The organism is Vibrio sp. V10_P2A27P122, assembly GCF_963874335.1.
Taxonomy (GTDB): Bacteria; Pseudomonadota; Gammaproteobacteria; order Enterobacterales; family Vibrionaceae; genus Vibrio; species Vibrio anguillarum.
Genome location: NZ_CAWNHY010000251.1, coordinates 1 through 22,462 on the forward strand (window position 1 = coordinate 1; position 22,462 = coordinate 22,462).

Consider the following 22,462-nt stretch of genomic DNA (forward strand, 5'->3'; position numbering starts at 1 on the left):
CGTCAGTTTATTTACCGAAAACAACGTGATGGATTTATGCAATCTTTGATTTCACGCAATAAAATAGAGGGTTAGCGCGTGTATTATTCGCCTGTTAATAAAAATATTTCTCATTACCACTACCATTGAGAGCAAGATAGATGAAATTATCTCAATTAAATGAAGGGGATAGCGCGAGCATTGTCGCGTTCAATCAACTTCCAAATGACATTCGTAAAAAATTGATGGTGATGGGCTTGCTGCCTCTAACTACTGTTACGTTAATCAGAAGAGCTCCTATGGGAGATCCACTTCAACTTGAAGTGAGAGGCGTCTCTTTAGCGGTACGTGAAAATATAGCCGCTTGTATTGAAGTGGAGAGAGCGTAGTGCGATATCAAATTCTAACCGTTGGTAACCCTAATAGTGGCAAAACAACGTTATTTAATGGGCTGACTGGTTCTAAGCAACAAGTCGGTAACTGGGCTGGTGTTACAGTTGAGAAAAAAACGGGTCGCTACACTCATTCTGGAGATGAATTCATACTAACGGATTTGCCGGGCATCTACGCACTTGACAGCGGGAATGACAGTAACAGCATTGACGAATCCATTGCCTCTAGAGCGGTTCTTACACATCCTGCTGATTTAATCATTAACGTTGTGGACGTGACGTGTTTGGAGCGCAGTCTCTATATGACGCTTCAATTGAGAGAGCTCGGGCGTCCAATGATTGTGGTTTTGAATAAAATGGACGCTTTAAAAAGAGAGCGTCAAAGCCTAGACATTCAACAACTTGAGAAAGTTCTAGGTTGCCCCGTTTTTATGCTTTCGGCTACCAGTAAAGAGCAGGTGAGTCGATTCAAAGAAAAGCTGCATAAAGTACTGCTGCAAGGCGTAGCTCTTAAAGAACTGCTATTGGATTACGGTAGTGCATTTGAACAATCGATCGGAAAATTAACCACTATTTTTCAACATAAGCAAGTGGCACCTCGCGCATTGGCTATTCGTGCTTTAGAAAATGATCTTTTGGTGATTAATGGATTACCAGAAGTGCAGCGTGAGCTTATCCAGAAAGAGCAATTGCAAAGTGGTTTGGATATTGATCTGCATGTCGCTGATACCAAATACACATTTTTGCATGAACAGTGCCAGCAGATCCGCAAAACCGAAGGGAAACTAAGCCACAGTTTTACACAAAAAGCAGATAAGCTGATTTTAAATAAATGGGTGGGTGTACCGTTTTTCTTTGTGGTTATGTACTTAATGTTTATGTTCTCGATCAATATTGGGAGCGCTTTCATTGATTTCTTCGACATTGGCGTCGGGGCGTTATTGGTTGATGGCGGGCACTACTTACTGGATGATCATTTGCCTATTTGGCTAGTGACATTATTAGCCGATGGCCTTGGCGGAGGTATTCAAACCGTCGCCACATTTATCCCAGTTATCGCTTGTTTGTACTTATTTTTAGCTGTACTCGAAAGTTCTGGCTATATGTCTCGTGCGGCTTTTGTTTTAGATAAAGTGATGCAGAAGATAGGCCTACCGGGTAAAGCGTTTGTTCCGCTTGTTTTAGGATTTGGTTGTAACGTTCCCGCGATTATGGCGACCCGAACTCTAGATCAAGAACGTGAACGTAAATTAGCGGCATCGATGGCACCCTTTATGTCATGTGGTGCACGTTTGCCCGTGTATGCGCTATTTGCTGCGGCGTTTTTCCCTGAAAGCGGTCAAAATGTAGTTTTTGCTCTTTATTTGTTGGGCATTTTAGCCGCAGTGTTCACTGGTTTGGTTTTGAAGCATACGCTCTATCCGGGTTCAAGCGACAGCCTAGTGATGGAGATGCCAGATTACGAGATCCCAACGCTACAAAACATCATGATCAAAACATGGCAGAAATTAAAACGTTTTGTTCTCGGTGCAGGGAAAACGATTGTCATCGTTGTTATGATCTTAAGCTTCCTCAATTCAGTTGGTACTGATGGCAGCTTTGGTAATGAAGATAGTGACAACTCCGTGTTATCAAAAGTGGCTCAAGTGGTTACGCCGGTATTTGCTCCTATTGGTATCAATCAAGATAACTGGCCAGCGACAGTGGGTATCATCACGGGTATTTTTGCAAAAGAAGCGGTAGTCGGAACATTAAACAATTTGTATACCTCTGCTGAAGGTGATGAAAGTGAATATGATCTAATGGCGAGCCTACAAGAAGCGGTTATGTCTATTCCAGAAAACCTAACGGGATTAAGCTTCTCTGATCCGCTCGGTATCGAAGTCGGAGACTTGACAGACAGTAGCGCAGTGGCTGAAGAGCAAGCCGTAGATGCCTCAATCTTTGGTAATTTGAAACAGCACTTTGTCACTGGTCATGCCGCATTTGCCTACCTTATCTTCATTTTGCTTTACACGCCTTGCGTTGCAGCCATGGGGGCTTATGTTCGTGAGTTTGGGGCGAATTACGCTCGTTTTATCGCAGTATGGACGATGGGGCTTGCGTATGGTGGTGCCGCGCTTTATTACCAAGCGACTAGGATCACTGAAACCCCAGTTGAAAGTTTAACGTGGATTATTGCCATTATTATGGTGAGTTTGTTGACCTTTAAAATGCTTAAGCGAAAAGGACTCCAGCAGAAAACGGTGCTTGAGGTACAAGTGGCATGATATTAAATGAGTTAAAGCGCTACATTGAAGAGAATGGGATCGTTAGCCGCTCGGCGATTGCGAAAAAGTTTTCGCTCAGTGAGGACGGCGTTGACGCTATGTTAGCCGTGTGGATACGAAAAGGTGTGTTGTCGCGCACTATCGATACCAACAAGGCTAACCGCGTAACAAGAGTGCGTTATGGGCTTAACCGAAATAACGGGCTGTCTTTGACTGTCGTACTTTAGTCATAATTGATGCTAGGCATTCTGTCTGATAAACGAAAGCCGCTGATGTCAGCGGCTTTCAAACTTTTACCCAATCTATCTTTTACCTAGTATATGGTGTGAGAGACGACGTTTATCCTTTTCTAAAAATAGAACTCAGTGATAGAACATTTTGGATTCTGGTTAAGATCGCTTGCTGTTCTTGTTCGGCTCTCACTATCCCTTGAGTATTGCCCCAGATAGGCCCAGGCCATGCTATGTCATTTTTAAATCGAGCAACATGGTGAATATGGAGCTGAGGAACCATGTTACCCAGCGAACCTAAATTGAGTTTATCTGGACAAAACGTGGCTTCAAGAGCTTGGCTAACGGCTTGAGATTCACACAAAAATTGTTGCTGTTCCTGCATTGGTAGATGATGCAGCTCTTTTAAATTTGCACGTTTAGGCACCAGAATAATCCAAGGCACGGCATTATCTTTATGGAGTAATGCTAAGCAAAGAGGAAATTCGCCAATGACGGAAGTGTCTTTGGCCAGTTGCGGGTGGAGTTCAAAATTCATGTCAATCTCACTTGCACGGATGTTATCACCGATAAAAGAAAAGGCTGACCATGGTCAACCCTTTCATTCACTCATAGCTGTCGTTACATACGTTCTAATGTATCAATACCGAGTAGCGACAGACCTTGCTTGATGGTTTTTGCTGTCAACGCAGCCAGTTTTAGGCGGCTTTGTTTCACACTTTCATCTTCAGCGACTAAGATTGGGCATGCTTCATAGAAGCTAGAGAATTGGCCAGCTAATTCAAATAGGTAGCTACACATAATGTGAGGTTGGCCTTCGCGGGCAACAGCTTGTACCGCTTCTTCAAACTGCAGAAGTTTCGCAATCAAAGCTTTTTCTTTCTCTTGTGTGACTTTAATTTCACCCGTCAGGTTATCCATCGATACGCCTGCTTTAGCAAAAATTGACGCGACACGTGTGTAGGCATACTGCATGTAAGGTGCAGTGTTACCTTCAAATGCCAACATGTTGTCCCAGTCAAACACGTAATCGGTAGTACGGTGCTTAGAAAGATCAGCATATTTCACTGCGGCCATCGCGACAGTATTGGCAATGTTCGCTTTTTCTGCGGCGTCTAAATCAGGGTTTTTGGATTCAATTAATTTAGCGGCACGCTCTTGCGCTTCATCGAGAAGATCGGCCAGACGAACAGTACCGCCAGCACGAGTTTTGAACGGGCGGCCATCTTTGCCTAGCATCATACCAAAGGCGTGGTGTTCAAGAGTCACTTCGTCAGGTACATAGCCCGCTTTGCGGACAATCGTCCATGCTTGCATTAGGTGCTGATGTTGACGCGAGTCGATAAAGTACAGCACACGGTCCGCACCCAAGGTTTCATAACGGTATTTTGCACACGCGATATCGGTTGTGGTGTATAAGAAGCCGCCATCACGTTTTTGGATGATAACGCCCATCGGCTCGCCATCTTTATTTTTGTATTCTTCAAGAAAAACGACTTGTGCGCCATCATCTTCTTGCGCCAAACCTTTTTCTTTTAAATCGGCTACGATGCCGGGCAACATGTCGTTGTACATGCTTTCGCCCATCACATCATCGCGCGTCAACGAAACATTCAAACGATCATAGTTACGCTGGTTTTGGATCATGGTGATATCCACCAATTTTTTCCACATTTGAGCGCAGAATTCGTCACCGCTTTGTAGTTTGACCACATAATTTCGTGCTTTAGCGGCAAACACTTCATCTTCGTCGTAGAGTTTTTTTGACTCACGATAGAAAGCTTCAAGATCGGAAAGTTCCATTGAAACTTCGTTACCAGATTCTTGTTGCACACGTTCAAGGTTGGCTATCAACATACCAAATTGCGTGCCCCAGTCACCGATGTGGTTGGCGCGGATCACTTTATGGCCTAAAAATTCCAAGGTACGTACAACGGCGTCACCAATGATGGTTGAGCGTAAGTGGCCTACATGCATCTCTTTGGCAACGTTAGGCGCTGAGTAGTCTGCGACGATCGTCTTTTGCGCTTCTTTGGTTACACCAAGGTGCTCATCTGCTAGGGCGATATCCGCTTGTTTAGCAAGAAACGCTTCACTGAGGAAAATGTTGATAAAACCTGGGCCTGCAATTTCCGTTTTGCTCGCAATGCCATCGAGGTCCAGAACATCCAATACTTTTTGAGCAAATTCTCGCGGGTTGGTACCCAGTTGCTTAGCTACGCCCATAATGCCATTGGCTTGATAGTCACCAAATTGCGCTTTGGCCGATTGGCGAACAGCAGCAGGACTGCCAGCTGGTGCGCCTGCGGCTTCAAGAGCCTGAGATACTTTGTCATTAATCAGTGCTTGGATATTCACACGCGTTTCCTTTAATTCTTGGAATTGCAAAGGTATGCATTTTATTCACCATTTAGTGCCAATACATATCTTAATTTTGTTCATCATTTGGCGCACATAATACCAATTTTATTGAGGCGCTTATAGGGACTAAATTAGGAAATTTTCTACTTTTCGAAGAGTTGTTGGTACTATTAGACGATAATCATCATTTTGGACCATTTAAATGCTTGAACCATTAAAGAATGCAGCGCTTCATCCTGAACAGCTTAAGCAGAATTTAGATAAATTTATGCATAAAATTCAAGAATTAACCAAAATTTTGCATATTGATTTATCCACAAATCAAGCTGACCACATTGCACTGCGCATTAATGATCGTAAATTAGCGTCATTAGCACATGCGGCATGGCTGGAGGAAGGGCGAGAAATATCGAGTGCTCAGATAAATGGCCGTCCTATCATTGTGATTGAATTTACGGTGCCGCTATCGGCTAATAGTTGGTCAATAGAATGTTTGGAATTGCCTTACCCTGCCGAGGGAAAAATTTATCCAGAGCAGAGCTGGGAGCATGTGGAATTTGTGGTGCCATCTGAGGCACAAACCGCGCAAGCCTATTTGCAGGATATACTGTCGGTTTACCCACAATTAAAAGAATGCTGGACAACATTAGACACTCAAGGTGTTCAAGTTAAATTGTCCAGTCCAAAAGGGGAAGGAGAGCGATTACATAACCCGACGGTTGCATTTAAGTGGCAAGGCGTGTGCATTAAACTGCATCCCCACTCTTTAAAAGAGATCGTAAAATCAGAGCAAAGATAAATTGCTCTGATGGTGATGAAGTACTGTTATCCTAAGTTATAGCTTTTAGGCCGAAGCTGGAACGCTTCAATTGAGCCGATTTCTTGCCCTAAACTGAGTTTCTGAACCGTTTGATGTGCATTTCCTTGGCTGTGCATGATCAGTCGATTGGCGGTCCTTGGTTTTAGCTCATTGACCACAAAGCGGATCATATCACTGCGACTGAGTGATTTCAGTTCACTCAAAACCTGCTCTCTTTGATCAAAGCCGGCATCTTTATTGCCGATAGCAACCCAAAGTCTTTGCGCACGGCTGCGAAGGGTGGGGTCGGGGGTTGAAATTTGATTCCACAAACCGCGTTTACTGCTGTGCCACTGGTATTCGTTTAGCTCCAGCAGCACCATGTAAAAAGCATTTAAAAATTCATCTACAGCGCTAATCAGCTCATAAGGAGCAGCATTCGGTGACTGGACATAGAGTACGATGCCTGGGTGACGGTTTAATGGCATGTTGCCCGTTCCGACCATATAACCAAGTTGTTGCTTAGTGCGAATTTCATGAAAAAATGTAGCGGACATCAAGTGATTAGCTAATGAATATAAGGCGATGCTGCGCGGTGCGGCATCATTGCACTGATAATAGACCACCACAGCAGAATCTTCTTGATCGCAGTGAACCTCTTTTTGAAAAGTCCCACTCTCTCCGAGCATGACGAGTGGTCTTAATGATTCCTCGTACTCTTGATCTTTGACTCGTAATGCATTTTTAAGCGTATCTGCCATCGCTTGTGCATCACTTCTTAACCAGTCGCCATAGACAAACATCTCAACATGAAGTTGCGCTAATATTTGTTCAACGAAATCACTGAGCTCATCGACTTCTATCTGTTTTAAGGCACCAAGTAGCGTTTCATAAGGAGGGTTGTTGGGTTGTAAAATACCCGTCATTGCATTGAAAAGCTGCGAAATTGGACGATCTTTAGTGGTATTTTGCCAGTTACGAAGCAGTTGTTGCTTGATGGTGTTAAAGCGTTTTAGGCTAAAATCACGTTTAGCAAAGCGTGCGAGAATCATCTCCATTAACTGTGGTTGTTTTTCGCTAAAACCAGAAAGCATCAGGGTGACGCCGCCTTGATGAGCGTACATGTTGTAACTCATCCCAGCAATTTCTGCTTGATAAGTTTCCGTGGCCAGCGAGTCTAAAAACATTTCCACACAGAGACGTGTTTTAACAATATTTCGAGCAGTGGCTACCGAGATGGGGCTATCAATCGCGATGTAAATTACCCCTTTAGGCACTCTAAATTCATGGTCTTGTAGATGCCATAAACGAAAGCCTGGTAACTCTTCAATGATTTCCGGGTGTAAAGACGTTGAAGGCTCTAACGGTTTTGGGTCTAAGTCGTAACAGATAAAAGGATTGAGTGGCGGTAAGTTTGTTTCAATGTCGCAAGGGGTTGCGAATGCTGCAAGTTGTGACGCCGATAATGGAGTAATTGAATAGGGTGTAAAATACCATTTCGCTTTCTTATCGTAATACCCATCTTTAGCAATTAACGTGGCGCGTAGATTTTCAGGAGTCAAATAATGAAGTGCTTGCTTAAGTAGTGATTCGTTGTAGCCCGCCATCATGTAATCGCCATAGATGGTGTCTTGCGGCTGATAGTGCTGCATATTAACCACTAAATGGCTGACCATGTCTAATGGCCTTGTCGTTTCTTGAAAGCGAAAAGCCGATTCAAGCACCGCTCTTTTCTCAAGGTAACGCCATTCGTTTAGCCCCTGATCTGCGATTAATTTAATCTGAGTAAAGAGTGACTGGATGATGTTATCGACCTGTTTTACGCCTTCATGTGTCAGGCTAAAACTTATCGAAAACTCACGATAATTGCTGCCACTCGCGCCGCCTCCAGCCGATAAGGACGTGATCCAACCTTTCTCTTTTAATGCCAGCATTAAACTGCCTTCACCTTCGTAACCGATGAGATGGGCGAAATAAGAGAGAGGTTTGACATGATAAAAGTCATCCGCGCTTGGGGCAGGGAAGCTTAAAATCAGTTTGCGGATCTCTTTTCGTGGCTCGATTTGAATCAAGACGCCTCGGTGCGCGTCTAAAACAAAAGGCACCTCTATTTTTTTCGGGCCGAGCTGTTTATTTGGGATGGAGGAAAATTCATCTCTTGCCCACAGCTCTAACTCATCAAGTGTCTGTGGGCCTGCTAGCGAGAGCGTCATCAAATCAGCCGAGTAATTTTCATGGTGAAAACGGACAATTTCTTCACGGATAGAGACACCATTTCTATCACACAGCGTTTCTAAATTACCCACTGAAAATTTAGCAAACGGGTGTTGCGGATTGATGGTTTCTTTTTGAACCTGATAGAGCCTTCTCGAATCATCATTCTGTTTGAGTTTAAATTCAGAATCCACCGCTTGGCGTTCTTTATCTAGGGCTTCTTCATTAAACAAGGGGGCACAAAAGAATTGGCTGAATCGGTCCAAGGCTTTTTCAAAATGATTTGGGCTTACATCAAAGAAAAAACAGGTGTGCTCTGTACCAGTCCATGCGTTATTGCTGCCACCATGTTGATTAATAAAACTTTGAAACTCACCAATTTTCGGGTACTTTTCTGTGCCTAAAAACAGCATGTGTTCCAGATAGTGGGCAAGACCTTCTCTGTCTTCAGGGTCATCAAAATGCCCTACATTAATCGCTAAAGCAGCGGCTGACTTTTGTGCATCATCCGCTTGAATAAGTAATGTTCTCAGACCATTAGTTAACGTAATGTAGCGGTATTGGTTGGTGTCGTTAGGGCTTAAATGCACAGTGACTCTCCACAGAAAAGGCTTTTTTAATTATGGCGTTGAAACGGTTAGGTGCAAATTTCAAGCAATGATTTTATGAGCAAAGTGCCATTTTAGTCCTTCAGGAGACTTTTTAATAGACTGTTAACAGTGTCGAAGTCTTTGCTTGGTTGCCTGATATAATCGAGAATAAAGCCGCCTAGACGGCATAGATAATAACCACTAGGAATGAGTAATGAAGATTTTTATTATGCGTCACGGAGAAGCTGAACATTATGCAGCGAGTGATGCACAAAGGGCCTTAACCGAAAGAGGTCTTCGTGAGTCTGTTGCTGTGGCTCGTGCTTGTGAAAAGCAAGATCTTCGCCATGTAGATAAAGTATTGGTAAGCCCTTACTTACGGGCGCAGCAAACTTGGGCTGCGATAGCCTCTTATTTTAATGCCAATGATGTTGTGACCTGTGATGACATCACACCTTATGGGAAAGCGGAAGTGGTATTTGAGTATGTCTCTGCCTTGGCCGATGTAGAACAAATCGAATCAGTGCTGCTGGTGTCTCATTTACCGTTAGTTGGCTATCTCGCGGCTGAATTCGTTACCGATTTAGTCCCTCCAATGTTCCCCACATCCGGTCTGATTGGTATCGAATATGATAGAGAGTTGCGTAAAGGACAGCAGATCTGGAGTATTAATCCTTAAACCACCATTCAAAGTAAAAGAAGTTCACGTAATTTGAATAACTAGGCTACGTTAAGTGAAGGGTTATTGCCTTTACCAATGTAGCCATTATTTTGACTTTTTTACTGGACTAAAAATTGCATCGCCGAGTTAACGCATTGTCGCATTTATAGATATTTATCAACAGATTGCTTGCTAACCTATGAAATTTACTCTCCCATTTGCAGATAAATTGCCATCAATACCGCAGCGAAGTATGCCAGCAATCGGTGCGCCGGTTATGGTATTGGCCACGTTGGCTATGGTCGTTTTACCGATCCCAGCCTTCCTATTGGATCTGTTTTTCACTTTTAACATTGCCTTATCGATGGTGGTGTTACTCGTTACTGTCTATACCCGTAGACCGCTTGATTTTGCTGCTTTTCCTACGGTTTTGCTTATTGCAACCTTACTTCGACTAGCCTTGAACGTCGCTTCAACCCGTGTGGTTTTATTGTATGGTCATGAAGGCCCTGGGGCGGCTGGTAACGTCATTGAAGCGTTTGGTAGTGTGGTGATCGGTGGTAACTACGCCGTTGGTTTAGTGGTGTTTTTGATCTTGATGATCATTAACTTCATGGTAGTAACCAAAGGTGCGGGACGTATTTCTGAGGTGAGTGCTCGCTTTACCCTAGATGCCTTGCCGGGTAAGCAAATGGCCATAGATGCGGACTTAAATGCGGGTTTAATCGATCAAGACCAAGCGCGGCTGAGACGCTTTGAAGTAACCAAAGAAGCGGATTTCTACGGTTCAATGGACGGTGCGTCAAAATTTGTTAAAGGGGATGCGATTGCTGGGATCTTAATTTTGTTCATCAACATTATTGGCGGCTTATCGATTGGTATGGCGCAATATGGGTTGGGTTTTAAAGAAGCGATCCAAATCTACACACTGCTGACCATTGGTGACGGCTTAGTGGCTCAGATCCCCTCATTGCTGCTTTCGATTGGCGCTGCCATGATGGTTACCCGTCAAAATACCGATGAAGATATGGGAGAGCAAGTCGTCTTCCAACTGTTTGACAACCCTAAAGCATTGATGATTACCGCTTGTATTCTCGGCATCATGGGCATTGTACCGGGTATGCCTCACTTTGCTTTTTTACTGCTAGCCGCGTTAGCGGGTGGTTGCGCGTATTGGATGATACGCAAACAGAAAAAAACCGCCGATGAAAAGAAACTGCCTGCAAAAGTGGACAACGAAGCCCCCACTCAAAAAGAGCTCTCTTGGGATGATGTTCAACCTGTTGATGTGATTGGCTTAGAAGTGGGCTATCGATTGATACCGCTGGTGGACCGAGATCAAGGTGGAGAGCTGCTCGAACGCGTAAAAGGTGTTCGGAAAAAACTGTCGCAAGACTTTGGTTTTCTCATCCCCGCAGTGCATATTCGTGACAATTTAGAATTAACACCCAATAGTTATCGCATTACCTTAATGGGGGTAGCTGTTGGCGAAGCGGAGATCCGCCCAGATCAAGAACTGGCGATTAACCCTGGTCAAGTCTATGGTGTTATTGACGGTGAACGCACACTCGACCCTGCATTCGGCCTTGAAGCGGTTTGGATCCGTGAAGAACAACGTGAACACGCACAAGCTCTCGGTTACACAGTTGTGGACTCATCGACCGTACTCGCCACTCATTTGAGTCAGCTTCTCACTAATAACGCCTCGCAACTGATTGGTCATGAAGAGGTTCAAAACTTAATTGAAATGCTGGGTCGCTCAGCGCCAAGGCTAGTTGAAAACTTCGTTCCAGATCAACTGCCGTTGGGTACAGTCGTCAAGGTACTGCAAAACCTACTCAATGAAGCGATTCCAATCCGAGATATTCGAACCATAATACAAACCTTGGCGGAGTATTCTGGGCGGAGTCAAGAACCTGACATCCTAACGGCGGCCGTTCGAATCTCATTGAAGCGTTTAATCGTCCAAGAAATCAATGGTATAGAACCTGAACTACCAGTGATAACACTAATTCCTGAGCTGGAACAAATATTGCATCAAACCATGCAGGCGTCAGGAGGAGAATCGGCAGGTATTGAGCCAGGCTTAGCAGAGCGTCTACAAGCTGCACTGAGCCATGCAACGCAAGAACAAGAATTGAAAGGTGAGCCCGCCGTGTTACTCACGTCTGGTGTACTTCGTTCAACTTTGGCGAAGTTTGTGAAAAACACGATACCTAATTTGCGTGTGCTCTCTTATCAAGAAATACCTGACGAGAAACAAATTCGGATTGTTCAAGCCGTTGGTAACTAACGAAACTGCTGTTACCTAATCGGGCTTTAGCCATTTAAACACGGATATCTGCTTTGAAAATAAAACGATTTTTTGCCAAAGATATGCGAACAGCGCTGCTGCAAGTGAAAGAAGAGCTTGGTGCGGAAGCGGTGATCATGTCGAATAAAAAAGTCGCGGGTGGTGTGGAAATCGTTGCCGCTGTGGATGGTGAACAGCCCACCCAGCAAAACAGTGCCAAGCGCTATAATTCGCAGCCTAGACAACAAGGTTACACCCAAGTCACCCCGTCTTTGAACAAATCCTCTCGTGAGTTGGATGATGATCGAGTCAGCCTGCAAAACAGCGCAGATACTGGGCGTTCAATGACCAAACGTTTTGCAAATATGTTAAAGCAGTACAGCGCACCAAGTGGCTCAGATTCGGACTATCACGCCGAAAATGAAGATTCGCTCTCTGCATTATTGCAACGTCAATCAGGTTCATCTAACACTAACTCAGGACACGGTAGTGCAGAGTTACGAGCCGATTCGCCATTAGCGAAGTTAATTGCAGAGGATAGAAGAGCGTCCACCCGTCAAACGCCGAAGTTAGATCCGTCGCGTTATGATCGTTACCCAACGCAAGAGGCGAGTGTTTCGAACCCAGAGCTGGAAAACATGCGTGAAGAGATGACCTCAATACGCCGCCTGTTAGAACATCAAGTTTCAGGATTAATGTGGCAAGAAGTTGAGCGTCGAGAACCTTTGCGTGCCATGCTCATTAAACGACTTGAGCGCATGGGGGTTTCACAAGAACTGGCTGACCAGCTTGCGTGCTATATCCCAGAAGATACTGCTCCAACTAAAGCTTGGAAGGCACTGCTTGGCTTAGTGGCTGATCAAGTCCCTGTTTCCAAACAAGATATTCTGAAACGTGGTGGTGTGGTTGCGCTATTAGGCCCAACAGGGGTTGGTAAAACCACCACCATTGCTAAACTAGCCGCTCGCGCCGCTATGGAGTATGGCGCTGATAACGTCGCTCTAGTCACCACAGATACCTACCGTATTGGTGCTCATGAACAGCTCTCTATTTATGGCCGAATCATGGGTTGTCCAGTAAGAGTTGCTAAAGATTCCAGTGAGTTAGCCGATGTAATATATCAGCTAAGAAATCGGCGTTTAATTTTAGTTGATACCGCGGGGATGGGGCAGCGTGATGTTCGGTTATCAGAGCAGCTCGATACCCTGATGCAAGAGAGTGGCGAAATCATCCACAGTTACCTTGTTCTGCCTGCAACGGCACAAAGAAAAGTATTACAAGAAACAATCGAGCACTTTAGAAGGATCCCTCTTTCAGGGTGCATTATGACTAAGCTTGATGAGTCATTGAGCTTAGGGGAATTTGTGAGTGTCGTGGTTCAAAACGCACTGCCCGTTGCTTACATCGCGAATGGCCAGCGTGTACCAGAAGATATTGTGATTGCCCAGCCGAAGTACATGGTTGCAAAGGCAAACGAATTGCTAGAGAAGTCGACAGAGAATGAACCTCACTATTGGAGCAGCGACTCCGAGAGATTCTAGGCGGCGGACAAATATGGCGAATAATATGATATATGACCAAGCGAGCGGTTTACGCCGCTTAACTCAACCGTCACTGACCAAAGTCATATCTGTGACTGGTGGTAAAGGTGGTGTGGGTAAATCTCACGTGACACTCGGCATGGCGATCTGCATGGCTCGTCAAGGCAAAAAAGTCATGGTGTTGGATGCAGACTTAGGTTTAGCTAACGTGGATGTGATGCTTGGCATACGCCCGAAGCGAAACTTAGGGCATGTACTGGCTGGCGAGTGTGAACTCAAAGATGCCATCGTCGAGGGGCCTTTTGGGATACGAATAATTCCAGCGACCTCGGGCACACAGTCGATGACAGAGTTGTCACACGCCCAACATGTTGGTTTAATACGCGCCTTTGGCAGTTTAGAAGATGAGATGGATATTCTGCTCATCGATACAGCCGCAGGTATTTCTGATATGGTCGTGAGCTTCTGTCGCGCCGCACAAGATGTAGTGATCGTGGTATGTGACGAACCGACATCCATCACCGACGCTTACGCGCTGATCAAGCTCTTAAGTCGTGAACACCAAGTGCAACGTTTTAAAATTGTGGCCAATATGGTGAGAAGTTATCGTGAAGGACGGGAATTATTTGCTAAATTAACTTTAGTGACAGAAAGATTCCTAAATGTGAGCCTTGAACTTGTTGCTTGCATACCTTTGGATGATAAAGTGCGACAAGCAGTAAAAAAACAAAAAATAGTGGTCGATGCGTTTCCACGGTCACCTGCGGCACTGGCAATCAGCTCGTTGGCAAGTAAAGCGTTAACGTGGCCAATTCCAAGAACGCCGACAGGCCATCTGGAATTTTTTGTCGAGCGTTTGCTAAATAGAACAGAAAGTGTAGGGGAACCATTCGGTGAATAAAGCGCTTACTTATGACCAACACGGAAACCTAAAGAGCCAACAAGCATTTTTAGAAAAATACTCTGTATTGGTTAAGCGTATTGCACACCATTTAGCAGGTCGCCTGCCACCAAACGTATTAGTCGAAGATCTAATACAAGCCGGTATGATAGGCCTACTTGAAGCACAAAAAAATTATGATGGGAGTAAAGGTGCAAGCTTTGAAACCTACGCAGGAATTCGAATTCGTGGAGCTATGCTCGACGATATTCGGCGTGGTGATTGGGTTCCACGCTCGGTTCATAAACACAACCGAGAGATAACCCATGCAATTTCAGTTCTAGAAGGTGAGCTAAACCGAAACCCAACTGATACAGAAGTTGCGAAGTATTTAGGCATGTCGCTGGATCAGTACCATACTGTATTAACTGACATTAATTGCTCACGGATTGTCGGAATCGAAGATTTAGGTATTTCTGATGATGCAATTTCTCCTCTGGATGACGATGAAGACAACTCGCCATTTAAGGGAGTCGCCGATGAATCGTTTCGTAAAGCATTGGTTGAATCAATAAAATCACTTCCAGAACGTGAAGCTTTGGTACTTTCGCTCTATTATGATGAAGAGCTAAACTTAAAAGAAATTGGTGAAGTTCTAGGTGTTAGCGAATCCCGCGTTAGCCAGATACTAAGCCAATCTATGCAGCGACTAAGAACGAAGTTAAGTTCTTGGACGCAAAATGACTAATATCACTGATTTCGAGCTCAGTGGAGGCAATTTTGAATAAAAACATGAAGATCCTTATTGTTGACGACTTTTCAACAATGCGCCGTATTGTTAAGAATCTACTTCGTGATTTGGGCTTCAATAATACCCAAGAAGCAGATGATGGCCTGACAGCGTTGCCTATGCTAAAGAAAGGTGATTTTGAGTTTGTGGTTACAGACTGGAATATGCCGGGCATGCAAGGCATCGATTTGTTGAAAAATATCCGAGCAGACGCAGAACTTAAGCATCTGCCTGTTCTGATGATCACCGCAGAAGCAAAACGCGAACAAATCATCGAGGCAGCTCAAGCAGGTGTGAATGGTTATATCGTAAAACCTTTTACTGCTGCTACGCTTAAAGAAAAACTGGATAAAATTTTCGAGCGTTTATAAAGCGTGTGGTCACAGACAAAAGGTGCTCTATTCATTTATGCGCGAAAAGGCTAATCGATGATTTCATTAGAACAAGCAAAAGAACTCGTTCAGCTACTGGAAAATGGACAGCAAGATCAGGCGAATCAACTCTTTAAAGAGACCTACGACAAAGCAAGCAATCCAATGCTGCAAGAAATAGGCACTTTGACAAGGGAACTGCATGAATCGCTCAAACAGTTCAACCTTGATGAACGGATGGCTGAGATTGCAAATGACGAAATTCCAGATGCAAGGGATCGTCTTCAATACGTAATTGATAAAACGGAAGTGGCTGCGAATAAAACAATGGATGCAGTGGATCGATGTATGCCGATCGCTGACAGCCTTCACGAAGGTCTGTTAAAAGTGCGTCCACAATGGAATGAGTTGATGCATGGACGTATTGATCTCATTGAGTTTAAAGCACTTTGTCACCGTATTGATGATCTACTATCACAAGTTGAAGGCAACAGCAGCGAATTGCGAGGTCAGCTAACTGAGATATTGATGGCTCAAGACTTTCAAGATCTCACTGGCCAAATAATTCGGCGTGTTATTACGCTGGTTAATGAAGTTGAGAAACGCCTAGTTGAGATTCTCACTGCCTTTGGGGCTAACCAAATAGAACAAAAAACAGACAAGAAGAACCCATCTATCGAACCTGAAGGTCCTATTTTGAACCCTCATGAAAGAGCCGATGCGGTTTCATCTCAAGACGAAGTCGATGATTTGTTATCGAGTCTTGGTTTTTAGGGGTAACGTATGAGCTACGAATTAGACGACGACATTCTTCAGGACTTTTTGGTTGAAGCAGGTGAAATTCTCGAATTGCTCTCAGAGCAATTGGTTGAACTTGAGAACAACCCCGAAGACAGGGAGTTATTAAATGCGATTTTCCGCGGTTTCCATACCGTTAAAGGTGGGGCCGGGTTTCTTGCCCTCACCGAGCTGGTTGAGACGTGCCACGGTGCCGAGAACGTATTTGATATCTTACGCAATGGCCAAAGAAGTGTAACATCGAGCTTGATGGATACGATGTTACGAGCTTTAGACACCGTTAACGCACAGTTTCGCGCTGTTCAAGATCAAGAACCCTTAGAGCCTGCAGATCCCGCTCTACTCGATGAACTTCATAAATTGTGTCGTCCTGCTTCTGAAGATGAAATTGACGAAGTAGAGCCTGTTATTGCTGAAGTTGAAGTCGAGGAAGAGGCCGCTATCGAAGCGCCTGAACCGGAAGTCATTCAACCAGTGGCCTCAAAGGCTGTCGCGTCAAATTCTATCGATGAAATCACGCAAGATGAATTTGAAAAACTATTAGACGAATTACATGGCAAGGGCACCGCGCCTAATGCTCATTCTGAAAATGCCGCACCAGCGGCCCCAGCGCCCAAAGCCCCAAGTGCATCAGTGGCTGCTAGTGGTGACATTACGGATGACGAATTTGAAAAGCTGCTTGATGAACTGCACGGCGTAGGCAAAGCTCCAACCGTTGAACCCGCTCCTGAGGTTACAGTGAAACCAACTACTCCGCCTAAATCAACAGCGGCACCTAAAGCTTCTGCTGGTGGTGGCGATGATTTGATGACGGACGAGGAGTTTGAAAAGCTTCTTGACGAACTGCATGGCTCAGGAAAAGGGCCATTGCCAGAAGAGTTGGAAATGGCAACCAGACCTGCTTCTGAAAATGTGAAGCCAGCAGAGCCTGTAAAACCAACAGAGACCGCAAAACCGAAAGCTGAAGCGGCGAAACCTACACCTGCTCCTCAGCCTAAAGTAACGGCTCCAGCCGCCTCTTCCCCGGCGAAAGCTCCGGTTGCAGTGGCTGAGAAAAAAGAAGTATCAGCACCTGCTGTGGCTAAAAAAGCGCAAACTCAGCCGGAAACAACAGTCCGTGTTGATACATCAACGCTCGACATCATTATGAACATGATTGGCGAATTGGTGCTAGTGCGTAACCGCTTGCTGAGTTTAGGGCTTAATAGCAACGACGAAGAGATGGCAAAAGCGGTGGCTAACCTTGATGTAGTTACTGCGGATTTACAAGGCGCTGTCATGAAAACGCGCATGCAACCGATTAAGAAAGTGTTCGGTCGTTTCCCTCGCGTGGTTCGAGACCTTGCACGTACCCTGAAAAAAGACATCGTGCTTGAAATGCGGGGCGAAGAAACAGACCTTGATAAAAACTTGGTTGAAGCGCTTGCAGACCCATTGATCCACTTAGTGCGTAACTCAGTTGACCACGGCATTGAAATGCCTGATGTGCGTAGCAAATCTGGAAAGCCAAGCACGGGTAAAATCATACTCTCAGCTTCGCAAGAAGGTGATCATATTGAACTAGCTATCGTCGATGATGGCGGCGGTATGGACCCAGATAAGCTGCGTAGTATTGCGGTTAAACGAGGCATGATGGATGAAGATGCGGCGTCGCGTCTCTCCAATAAAGAGTGTTTCAACTTAATCTTTATGGCGGGATTCTCCAGTAAAGAGCAAATTTCAGACATTTCTGGTCGTGGTGTTGGGATGGATGTTGTAAAAACAGCCATCAATACACTCAATGGTTCAATTGACATCGATTCTGAGATGGGCAAAGGGACTAAGATTACGATCAAAGTGCCGTTAACACTCGCTATCTTACCGACATTGATGGTTGGGGTCGCAGGGCATCCATTTGCTCTACCGCTTGCGAGCGTGAATGAAATCTTCCATCTTGATCTTAGCCGGACGAACGTCGTTGATGGACAATTGACCATCATAGTACGTAAAAAATCGATACCACTCTTCTACTTACAGAATTGGCTAGCACCTAAAGCGGGTAAAATAGAACTGCGTAAAGGTCATGGACATGTTGTTATTGTTCAGATTGGTAGCCAGCGAGTTGGTTTTGTGGTTGATACCTTAATTGGCCAAGAAGAAGTGGTAATCAAACCACTAGATAAGCTTCTTCAAAAAACACCGGGTATGGCTGGGGCAACGATTACCAGCGATGGACATATTGCACTAATACTAGATGTGCCAGATTTGCTTAAGCAGTATGCTGCTGCTTCCCGCATTTAAATGAGCACACAATATAAGGACACCCATGGCGATTAGAGTATTAGTCGTTGATGATTCGAGCTTTTTTAGACGGCGTGTGAGTGAAATTATTAACTCTGACACCCGTCTAGAAGTGATTGATGTTGCAACTAACGGTAAAGAAGCCGTAGAAAAAGCGAGAATCTTAAAGCCTGATGTCATCACAATGGATATTGAGATGCCAGTTATGGATGGCATTACTGCTGTCCGTGAAATTATGGCTGCGAACCCGATCCCAATCTTGATGTTCTCATCGCTGACTCATGATGGTGCCAAAGCAACGCTAGATGCTTTAGATGCTGGAGCGTTAGATTTCTTACCGAAAAAGTTTGAAGATATTGCCCGTAACCGTGATGAGGCTGTCGCTTTATTACAACAACGGGTTATTCAAATCGCGTCGAAAAAAGGGATGCTGAGAAGACCTTTGGTTTCACGCCCAGCGCCGAGCACATCGTCGCCGTTTGCCAATAGAACAGCGGCTACAACGGCGAGTTCCCCTGCGCCGAAATCAATGGGCACATTGGCTCGCTTTAAAGCTACAGGTAAAAAATATCAGTTGACCGCTATCGGTACCTCTACAGGGGGCCCGGTTGCGTTACAAAAAATATTGACGAAGTTACCTGCGAATTATCCGCATCCGATCGTACTCATTCAACACATGCCTGCCACCTTCACTGCTGCATTTGCAAACCGGCTCAACTCACTGTGTAAAATTGAAGTGAAAGAAGCAGAAGATGGCGATGCATTGCGCCCAGGCGTTGCTTACTTGGCTCCGGGTGGTAAACAGATGATGATTGAGGGCCGTCCGGGTAGTGCAAAATTGCGCATTATCGATGGTGGTGAACGTATGAATTATAAGCCGTGTGTTGATATAACATTCGGTTCTGCGGCGAAGATCTATGCAGATAAAGTGCTGTCAATGATATTGACTGGTATGGGAGCCGATGGTCGTGAAGGGGCTCGAATGTTACAAGCCGCAGGGGCAACCATTTGGGCTCAGGATGAAGAAAGTTGCGTGGTGTATGGTATGCCGCAAGCTGTCGCAAAAGCGGGGATCTCGTCTGAAGATTTACCGTTAGAGCGTATATCAGAACGAATGTTAGTTGAAGTTGGCCTCGCATAAAGGAAGTTCAATGATTGTATGGAGTATTGCAAACCAAAAAGGCGGTGTGGGTAAAACAACCACAACGATTACGCTTGCCGGTTTGCTAAGTCAGCAAGGCAAAAGAGTGCTGTTGGTCGATACTGACCCTCACGCCTCGCTTACTACATACTTAGGTTATGATTCTGATGGCGTGCCCGTCAGCCTGTTTGACCTATTTCAGCAACGTGAGTTAACAGAGCAAAGCGTTACCCCTCTTATCCTAAAAACCGATGTTGAAGGCATTGATCTCATCCCTGCCCATATGTCTCTAGCCACTTTAGATAGAGTCATGGGCAACCGCAGTGGAATGGGGCTGATTTTGAAACGTGCGCTTCTTGCATTGCGCCATAATTATGACTACGTATTGATCGACTGTCCTCCAATTTTAGGGGTAATGATGGTTAATGCATTGGCCGCCAGCGATCGTATCTTAATTCCAGTGCAGACTGAGTTTCTGGCTATGAAAGGGCTCGAAAGGATGATTCGCACCTTAGCCATCATGCAAAAATCTCGTAGCCGATCGTTCAAAGTGACTATCGTACCGACTATGTACGACAAGCGAACCCGGGCTTCTTTGCAAACGCTGAATCAACTTAAAAAAGATTACCCAGAGCAAGTTTGGAGCTCTGCTGTACCTATAGACACCAAGTTTCGTGACGCGAGTTTAAAGCGCTTGCCTGCTTCTCATTTTGCTGAAGGTAGCCGTGGTGTTTTTGCTTATAAACAGTTGCTGATTTATTTAGAGAGGCTAGCTATTGATGAGTAGTGGGCCATTTTTATCCAGTGAACAAGCACTCGATGACTACTTTACAGCGTTACTAGATGAAGAAGCGATTGAACTTGAGCTGAAAGCGGAAGAGCAAAAAGAATTGTCCCTTGCTGAACCTGAGTTAGCGCTTTCGACATCGGTGCAATCTGTACCGGAAAAAAGTTATTACCATGCTGAAGTGGTTGAGTTTGAGCTGCCGAATTTAGATGATGTGCAGCGCTTATTAAGCCAGCTAGAATCAAGTAATCCAGTGGCAGAGTTAGAGCTGGAAGAGATCATGGAGCAAAACACCGTTCAGATCGCTTTAAAAACTCAACCAGTGGCTGAAATTGTTGAAGAGATCCAAGAATGGGATATTCCCGCCGATACTTTGGAAACAGAACCTGAAGTTGAAATTCTGACTGCGGCAGACACTGTTGAAGAATTTGCTGTTGACGTGGAAGTGGTTGAGCAACCGACGGCTGAAGTCGAACTTGAAACGCAAGCGGGCTACTCTGGAATTGGTACATGGCAAAGCACTGCGAGAACACGAGATTTTCAAGTGCTCTATTTTGAAGTGAATGGCGTGACGTTTGCGGTGCCTCTTGATGAACTTGGGGGGATCCACCGTATGGCAACGCTCAATCATTTAATCGGTCGACCTGCTTGGTACCTTGGACTGCAAACTAATAAAGACAATCAGCTAGATGTTGTCGATACGGCAAAATGGGTAATGGCAGAAAAGCTCCATGATGATAGCTACAAAGAAGGTTATCAATACATCGTCATGCTTGGTGACAGTATGTGGGGGTTAGCAAGTACTCAGCTTATGGGTACAGAATTGCTAAGCTCAGAGAAGGTCCGCTGGCGAGAACAGGCAGGCAAAAGGCCGTGGCTTGCTGGAATGGTAAAAGAAAAAATGTGTGCTTTGATCCATGTTGAAGCATTGATAGCTATGCTTAATGCAGGGCTTGATGTAAAAGCACTAGAGAAATAATAATACATTGATGTCGGAATCGACTTAGAGAGGAAAAGGTATGTCTCAGACTAACGAAGTAGAAGTAAGAAAAGACAAGTCTAACGACGAAGTGCTTCAGTGGGTGACGTTCCAACTAGAAGAAGAAACATACGGAATTAATGTAATGCAGGTACGTGAAGTACTCCGCTATACAGAAATTGCACCTGTACCAGGTGCTCCTGATTATGTTCTTGGCATCATTAACCTACGTGGTAATGTTGTGACCGTCATTGATACACGATCTCGTTTTGGCTTAATGCAAGGTGAAATCACGGATAATACACGCATTATTGTGATTGAATCTGAGCGCCAAGTGATTGGTATTTTAGTCGATAGCGTTGCGGAAGTAGTTTACCTACGTTCTTCTGAAATCGATACTACACCAAGTGTTGGTACTGATGAGAGCGCTAAGTTTATCCAAGGCGTGAGCAACCGTGACGGTAAGCTATTGATCCTTGTTGACCTGAATAAACTGCTAACTGAAGACGAGTGGGACGAGATGGTCCACCTATAATGAGCGAAGCTATGTTGTTCAGTGCTCCTGTTATTCTTATAGGGAGCGCGGTTTTTGTTGTTGTATTTTTGTTGCTGGTGTTACTTCGTGTACGTCAGGGACTTGCCCAACAGATTGATCACCAAAGACAACAAGCCCGATCGTTAGATAAGGAGTTGCAAAAGGCGAATAGACAGCTGTTGGAAATACGCTCAGTTGCTATTGGTCTTGGCCAAAAAGTGACGGATCAGCAGGATCTCATCCAGCATTTAAACGAGCGAATTACTGAATTGGAACATGTTGATACGGATGGGCGTTTATACAGCCGAGCGACAAAAATGGTCCAACTCGGTGCTGACATCAATGAGCTTATTAAAGAGTGTGAGCTACCTAAAGCTGAAGCTGAGTTGATGATGTCCTTGCAGAAGAAAATTGCAGGGCATGAAAGCATCCCGCCACTGAGTAGTCACCCGGAAGGTCGCGAGCCGGTGCAAAGTACGAGGCGACCTGCAAAAAAATAGTCGAAAGAGCGAAACTAGAGAGGGAAGCCAATGGCTTCCCTCTCTAGTTTTGAATGTGGTTAAATGTAGCC

General features: G+C 44.8%; 20 protein-coding genes. 17 read left to right on the plus strand and 3 right to left on the minus strand.

Annotated features, from left to right (window positions below; all coding sequences use genetic code 11):
- The first annotated feature begins 140 nt into the window (after window positions 1–140).
- The 3 genes from AACQ17_RS11835 to AACQ17_RS11845 are packed head-to-tail and all read left to right on the plus strand — an operon-like array spanning window position 141 to window position 2,868.
- Window positions 141–368, plus strand: a complete 228-nt coding sequence (locus AACQ17_RS11835; RefSeq protein ID WP_013856356.1) for a FeoA family protein — start codon at window positions 141–143, stop codon at window positions 366–368.
- A complete protein-coding gene (feoB, locus tag AACQ17_RS11840; protein ID WP_019280901.1) occupies window positions 368–2,641 on the plus strand; it encodes a Fe(2+) transporter permease subunit FeoB in 2,274 nt (757 codons plus the stop codon). The genes AACQ17_RS11835 and feoB overlap by 1 nt, the downstream gene beginning before the upstream one ends.
- Window positions 2,638–2,868: a FeoC-like transcriptional regulator gene (locus tag AACQ17_RS11845; RefSeq protein WP_017045231.1), complete on the plus strand. Its 231-nt coding sequence runs from the start codon at window positions 2,638–2,640 to the stop codon at window positions 2,866–2,868. The genes feoB and AACQ17_RS11845 overlap by 4 nt, the downstream gene beginning before the upstream one ends.
- A gap of 112 nt (window positions 2,869–2,980) precedes the next feature.
- Here the strand turns inward: AACQ17_RS11845 and AACQ17_RS11850 are convergent, their stop codons facing one another.
- Both AACQ17_RS11850 and argS read right to left on the minus strand, forming a co-directional pair.
- Window positions 2,981–3,409: an HIT family protein gene (locus AACQ17_RS11850; RefSeq protein WP_019280902.1), complete on the minus strand. Its 429-nt coding sequence runs from the start codon at window positions 3,407–3,409 to the stop codon at window positions 2,981–2,983.
- An 83-nt stretch (window positions 3,410–3,492) separates the two neighbouring features.
- Window positions 3,493–5,229, minus strand: a complete 1,737-nt coding sequence (gene argS / locus AACQ17_RS11855) for an arginine--tRNA ligase (RefSeq protein WP_026028268.1) — start codon at window positions 5,227–5,229, stop codon at window positions 3,493–3,495.
- A 205-nt stretch (window positions 5,230–5,434) separates the two neighbouring features.
- On the opposite strand from argS, the gene AACQ17_RS11860 reads away from it, so the two are divergent.
- Entirely contained in the window at window positions 5,435–6,031 is a 597-nt protein-coding gene (locus AACQ17_RS11860; RefSeq protein WP_094167585.1) for a VOC family protein, read from the plus strand.
- A 26-nt stretch (window positions 6,032–6,057) separates the two neighbouring features.
- Here the strand turns inward: AACQ17_RS11860 and AACQ17_RS11865 are convergent, their stop codons facing one another.
- Window positions 6,058–8,835, minus strand: coding sequence for an insulinase family protein (locus tag AACQ17_RS11865; RefSeq protein WP_094147761.1), 2,778 nt, complete (start codon window positions 8,833–8,835; stop codon window positions 6,058–6,060).
- Window positions 8,836–9,049: 214 nt separating this feature from the next.
- Between AACQ17_RS11865 and sixA the strand changes: the two genes are divergently transcribed.
- From sixA to AACQ17_RS11930, 13 genes are all read left to right on the plus strand, one after another.
- On the plus strand, window positions 9,050–9,514 hold the full coding sequence (gene sixA, locus AACQ17_RS11870) for a phosphohistidine phosphatase SixA (protein ID WP_094129009.1): 465 nt from the start codon (window positions 9,050–9,052) through the stop codon (window positions 9,512–9,514).
- Between the two features lie 181 nt (window positions 9,515–9,695).
- Window positions 9,696–11,789 (plus strand): flagellar biosynthesis protein FlhA, encoded by a 2,094-nt coding sequence (flhA, locus tag AACQ17_RS11875; RefSeq protein WP_013856364.1) that lies wholly within the window; start codon window positions 9,696–9,698, stop codon window positions 11,787–11,789.
- A 53-nt stretch (window positions 11,790–11,842) separates the two neighbouring features.
- Window positions 11,843–13,330 (plus strand): flagellar biosynthesis protein FlhF, encoded by a 1,488-nt coding sequence (gene flhF / locus AACQ17_RS11880; RefSeq protein WP_088732741.1) that lies wholly within the window; start codon window positions 11,843–11,845, stop codon window positions 13,328–13,330.
- A gap of 13 nt (window positions 13,331–13,343) precedes the next feature.
- Window positions 13,344–14,231, plus strand: a complete 888-nt coding sequence (locus AACQ17_RS11885; protein WP_010318888.1) for a MinD/ParA family protein — start codon at window positions 13,344–13,346, stop codon at window positions 14,229–14,231.
- On the plus strand, window positions 14,224–14,958 hold the full coding sequence (locus AACQ17_RS11890; RefSeq protein WP_010318887.1) for an RNA polymerase sigma factor FliA: 735 nt from the start codon (window positions 14,224–14,226) through the stop codon (window positions 14,956–14,958). Before AACQ17_RS11885 ends, AACQ17_RS11890 begins: the two co-directional genes overlap by 8 nt.
- A 44-nt stretch (window positions 14,959–15,002) precedes the next feature.
- The gene (gene cheY, locus AACQ17_RS11895) at window positions 15,003–15,371 is read left to right on the plus strand and encodes a chemotaxis response regulator CheY (RefSeq protein ID WP_033197405.1); all 369 of its coding nucleotides are present in this window, start codon (window positions 15,003–15,005) and stop codon (window positions 15,369–15,371) included.
- Window positions 15,372–15,428: 57 nt separating this feature from the next.
- Entirely contained in the window at window positions 15,429–16,145 is a 717-nt protein-coding gene (locus tag AACQ17_RS11900; RefSeq protein ID WP_017045236.1) for a protein phosphatase CheZ, read from the plus strand.
- Between the two features lie 9 nt (window positions 16,146–16,154).
- Window positions 16,155–18,449, plus strand: coding sequence for a chemotaxis protein CheA (locus AACQ17_RS11905; protein ID WP_094147760.1), 2,295 nt, complete (start codon window positions 16,155–16,157; stop codon window positions 18,447–18,449).
- Window positions 18,450–18,474: 25 nt separating this feature from the next.
- On the plus strand, window positions 18,475–19,590 hold the full coding sequence (locus tag AACQ17_RS11910) for a protein-glutamate methylesterase/protein-glutamine glutaminase (RefSeq protein ID WP_013856369.1): 1,116 nt from the start codon (window positions 18,475–18,477) through the stop codon (window positions 19,588–19,590).
- 10 nt (window positions 19,591–19,600) lie between these two features.
- Window positions 19,601–20,377 carry a ParA family protein gene (locus AACQ17_RS11915; protein ID WP_026027244.1) on the plus strand — a complete coding sequence of 259 codons (777 nt, stop codon included), beginning with the start codon at window positions 19,601–19,603 and terminating at the stop codon, window positions 20,375–20,377.
- Entirely contained in the window at window positions 20,367–21,356 is a 990-nt protein-coding gene (locus AACQ17_RS11920; protein ID WP_017048525.1) for a chemotaxis protein CheW, read from the plus strand. The genes AACQ17_RS11915 and AACQ17_RS11920 overlap by 11 nt, the downstream gene beginning before the upstream one ends.
- A gap of 40 nt (window positions 21,357–21,396) precedes the next feature.
- A complete protein-coding gene (locus AACQ17_RS11925; protein ID WP_013856372.1) occupies window positions 21,397–21,891 on the plus strand; it encodes a chemotaxis protein CheW in 495 nt (164 codons plus the stop codon).
- On the plus strand, window positions 21,891–22,391 hold the full coding sequence (locus tag AACQ17_RS11930; RefSeq protein WP_202598892.1) for a DUF2802 domain-containing protein: 501 nt from the start codon (window positions 21,891–21,893) through the stop codon (window positions 22,389–22,391). Before AACQ17_RS11925 ends, AACQ17_RS11930 begins: the two co-directional genes overlap by 1 nt.
- Window positions 22,392–22,462 lie beyond the last annotated feature (71 nt).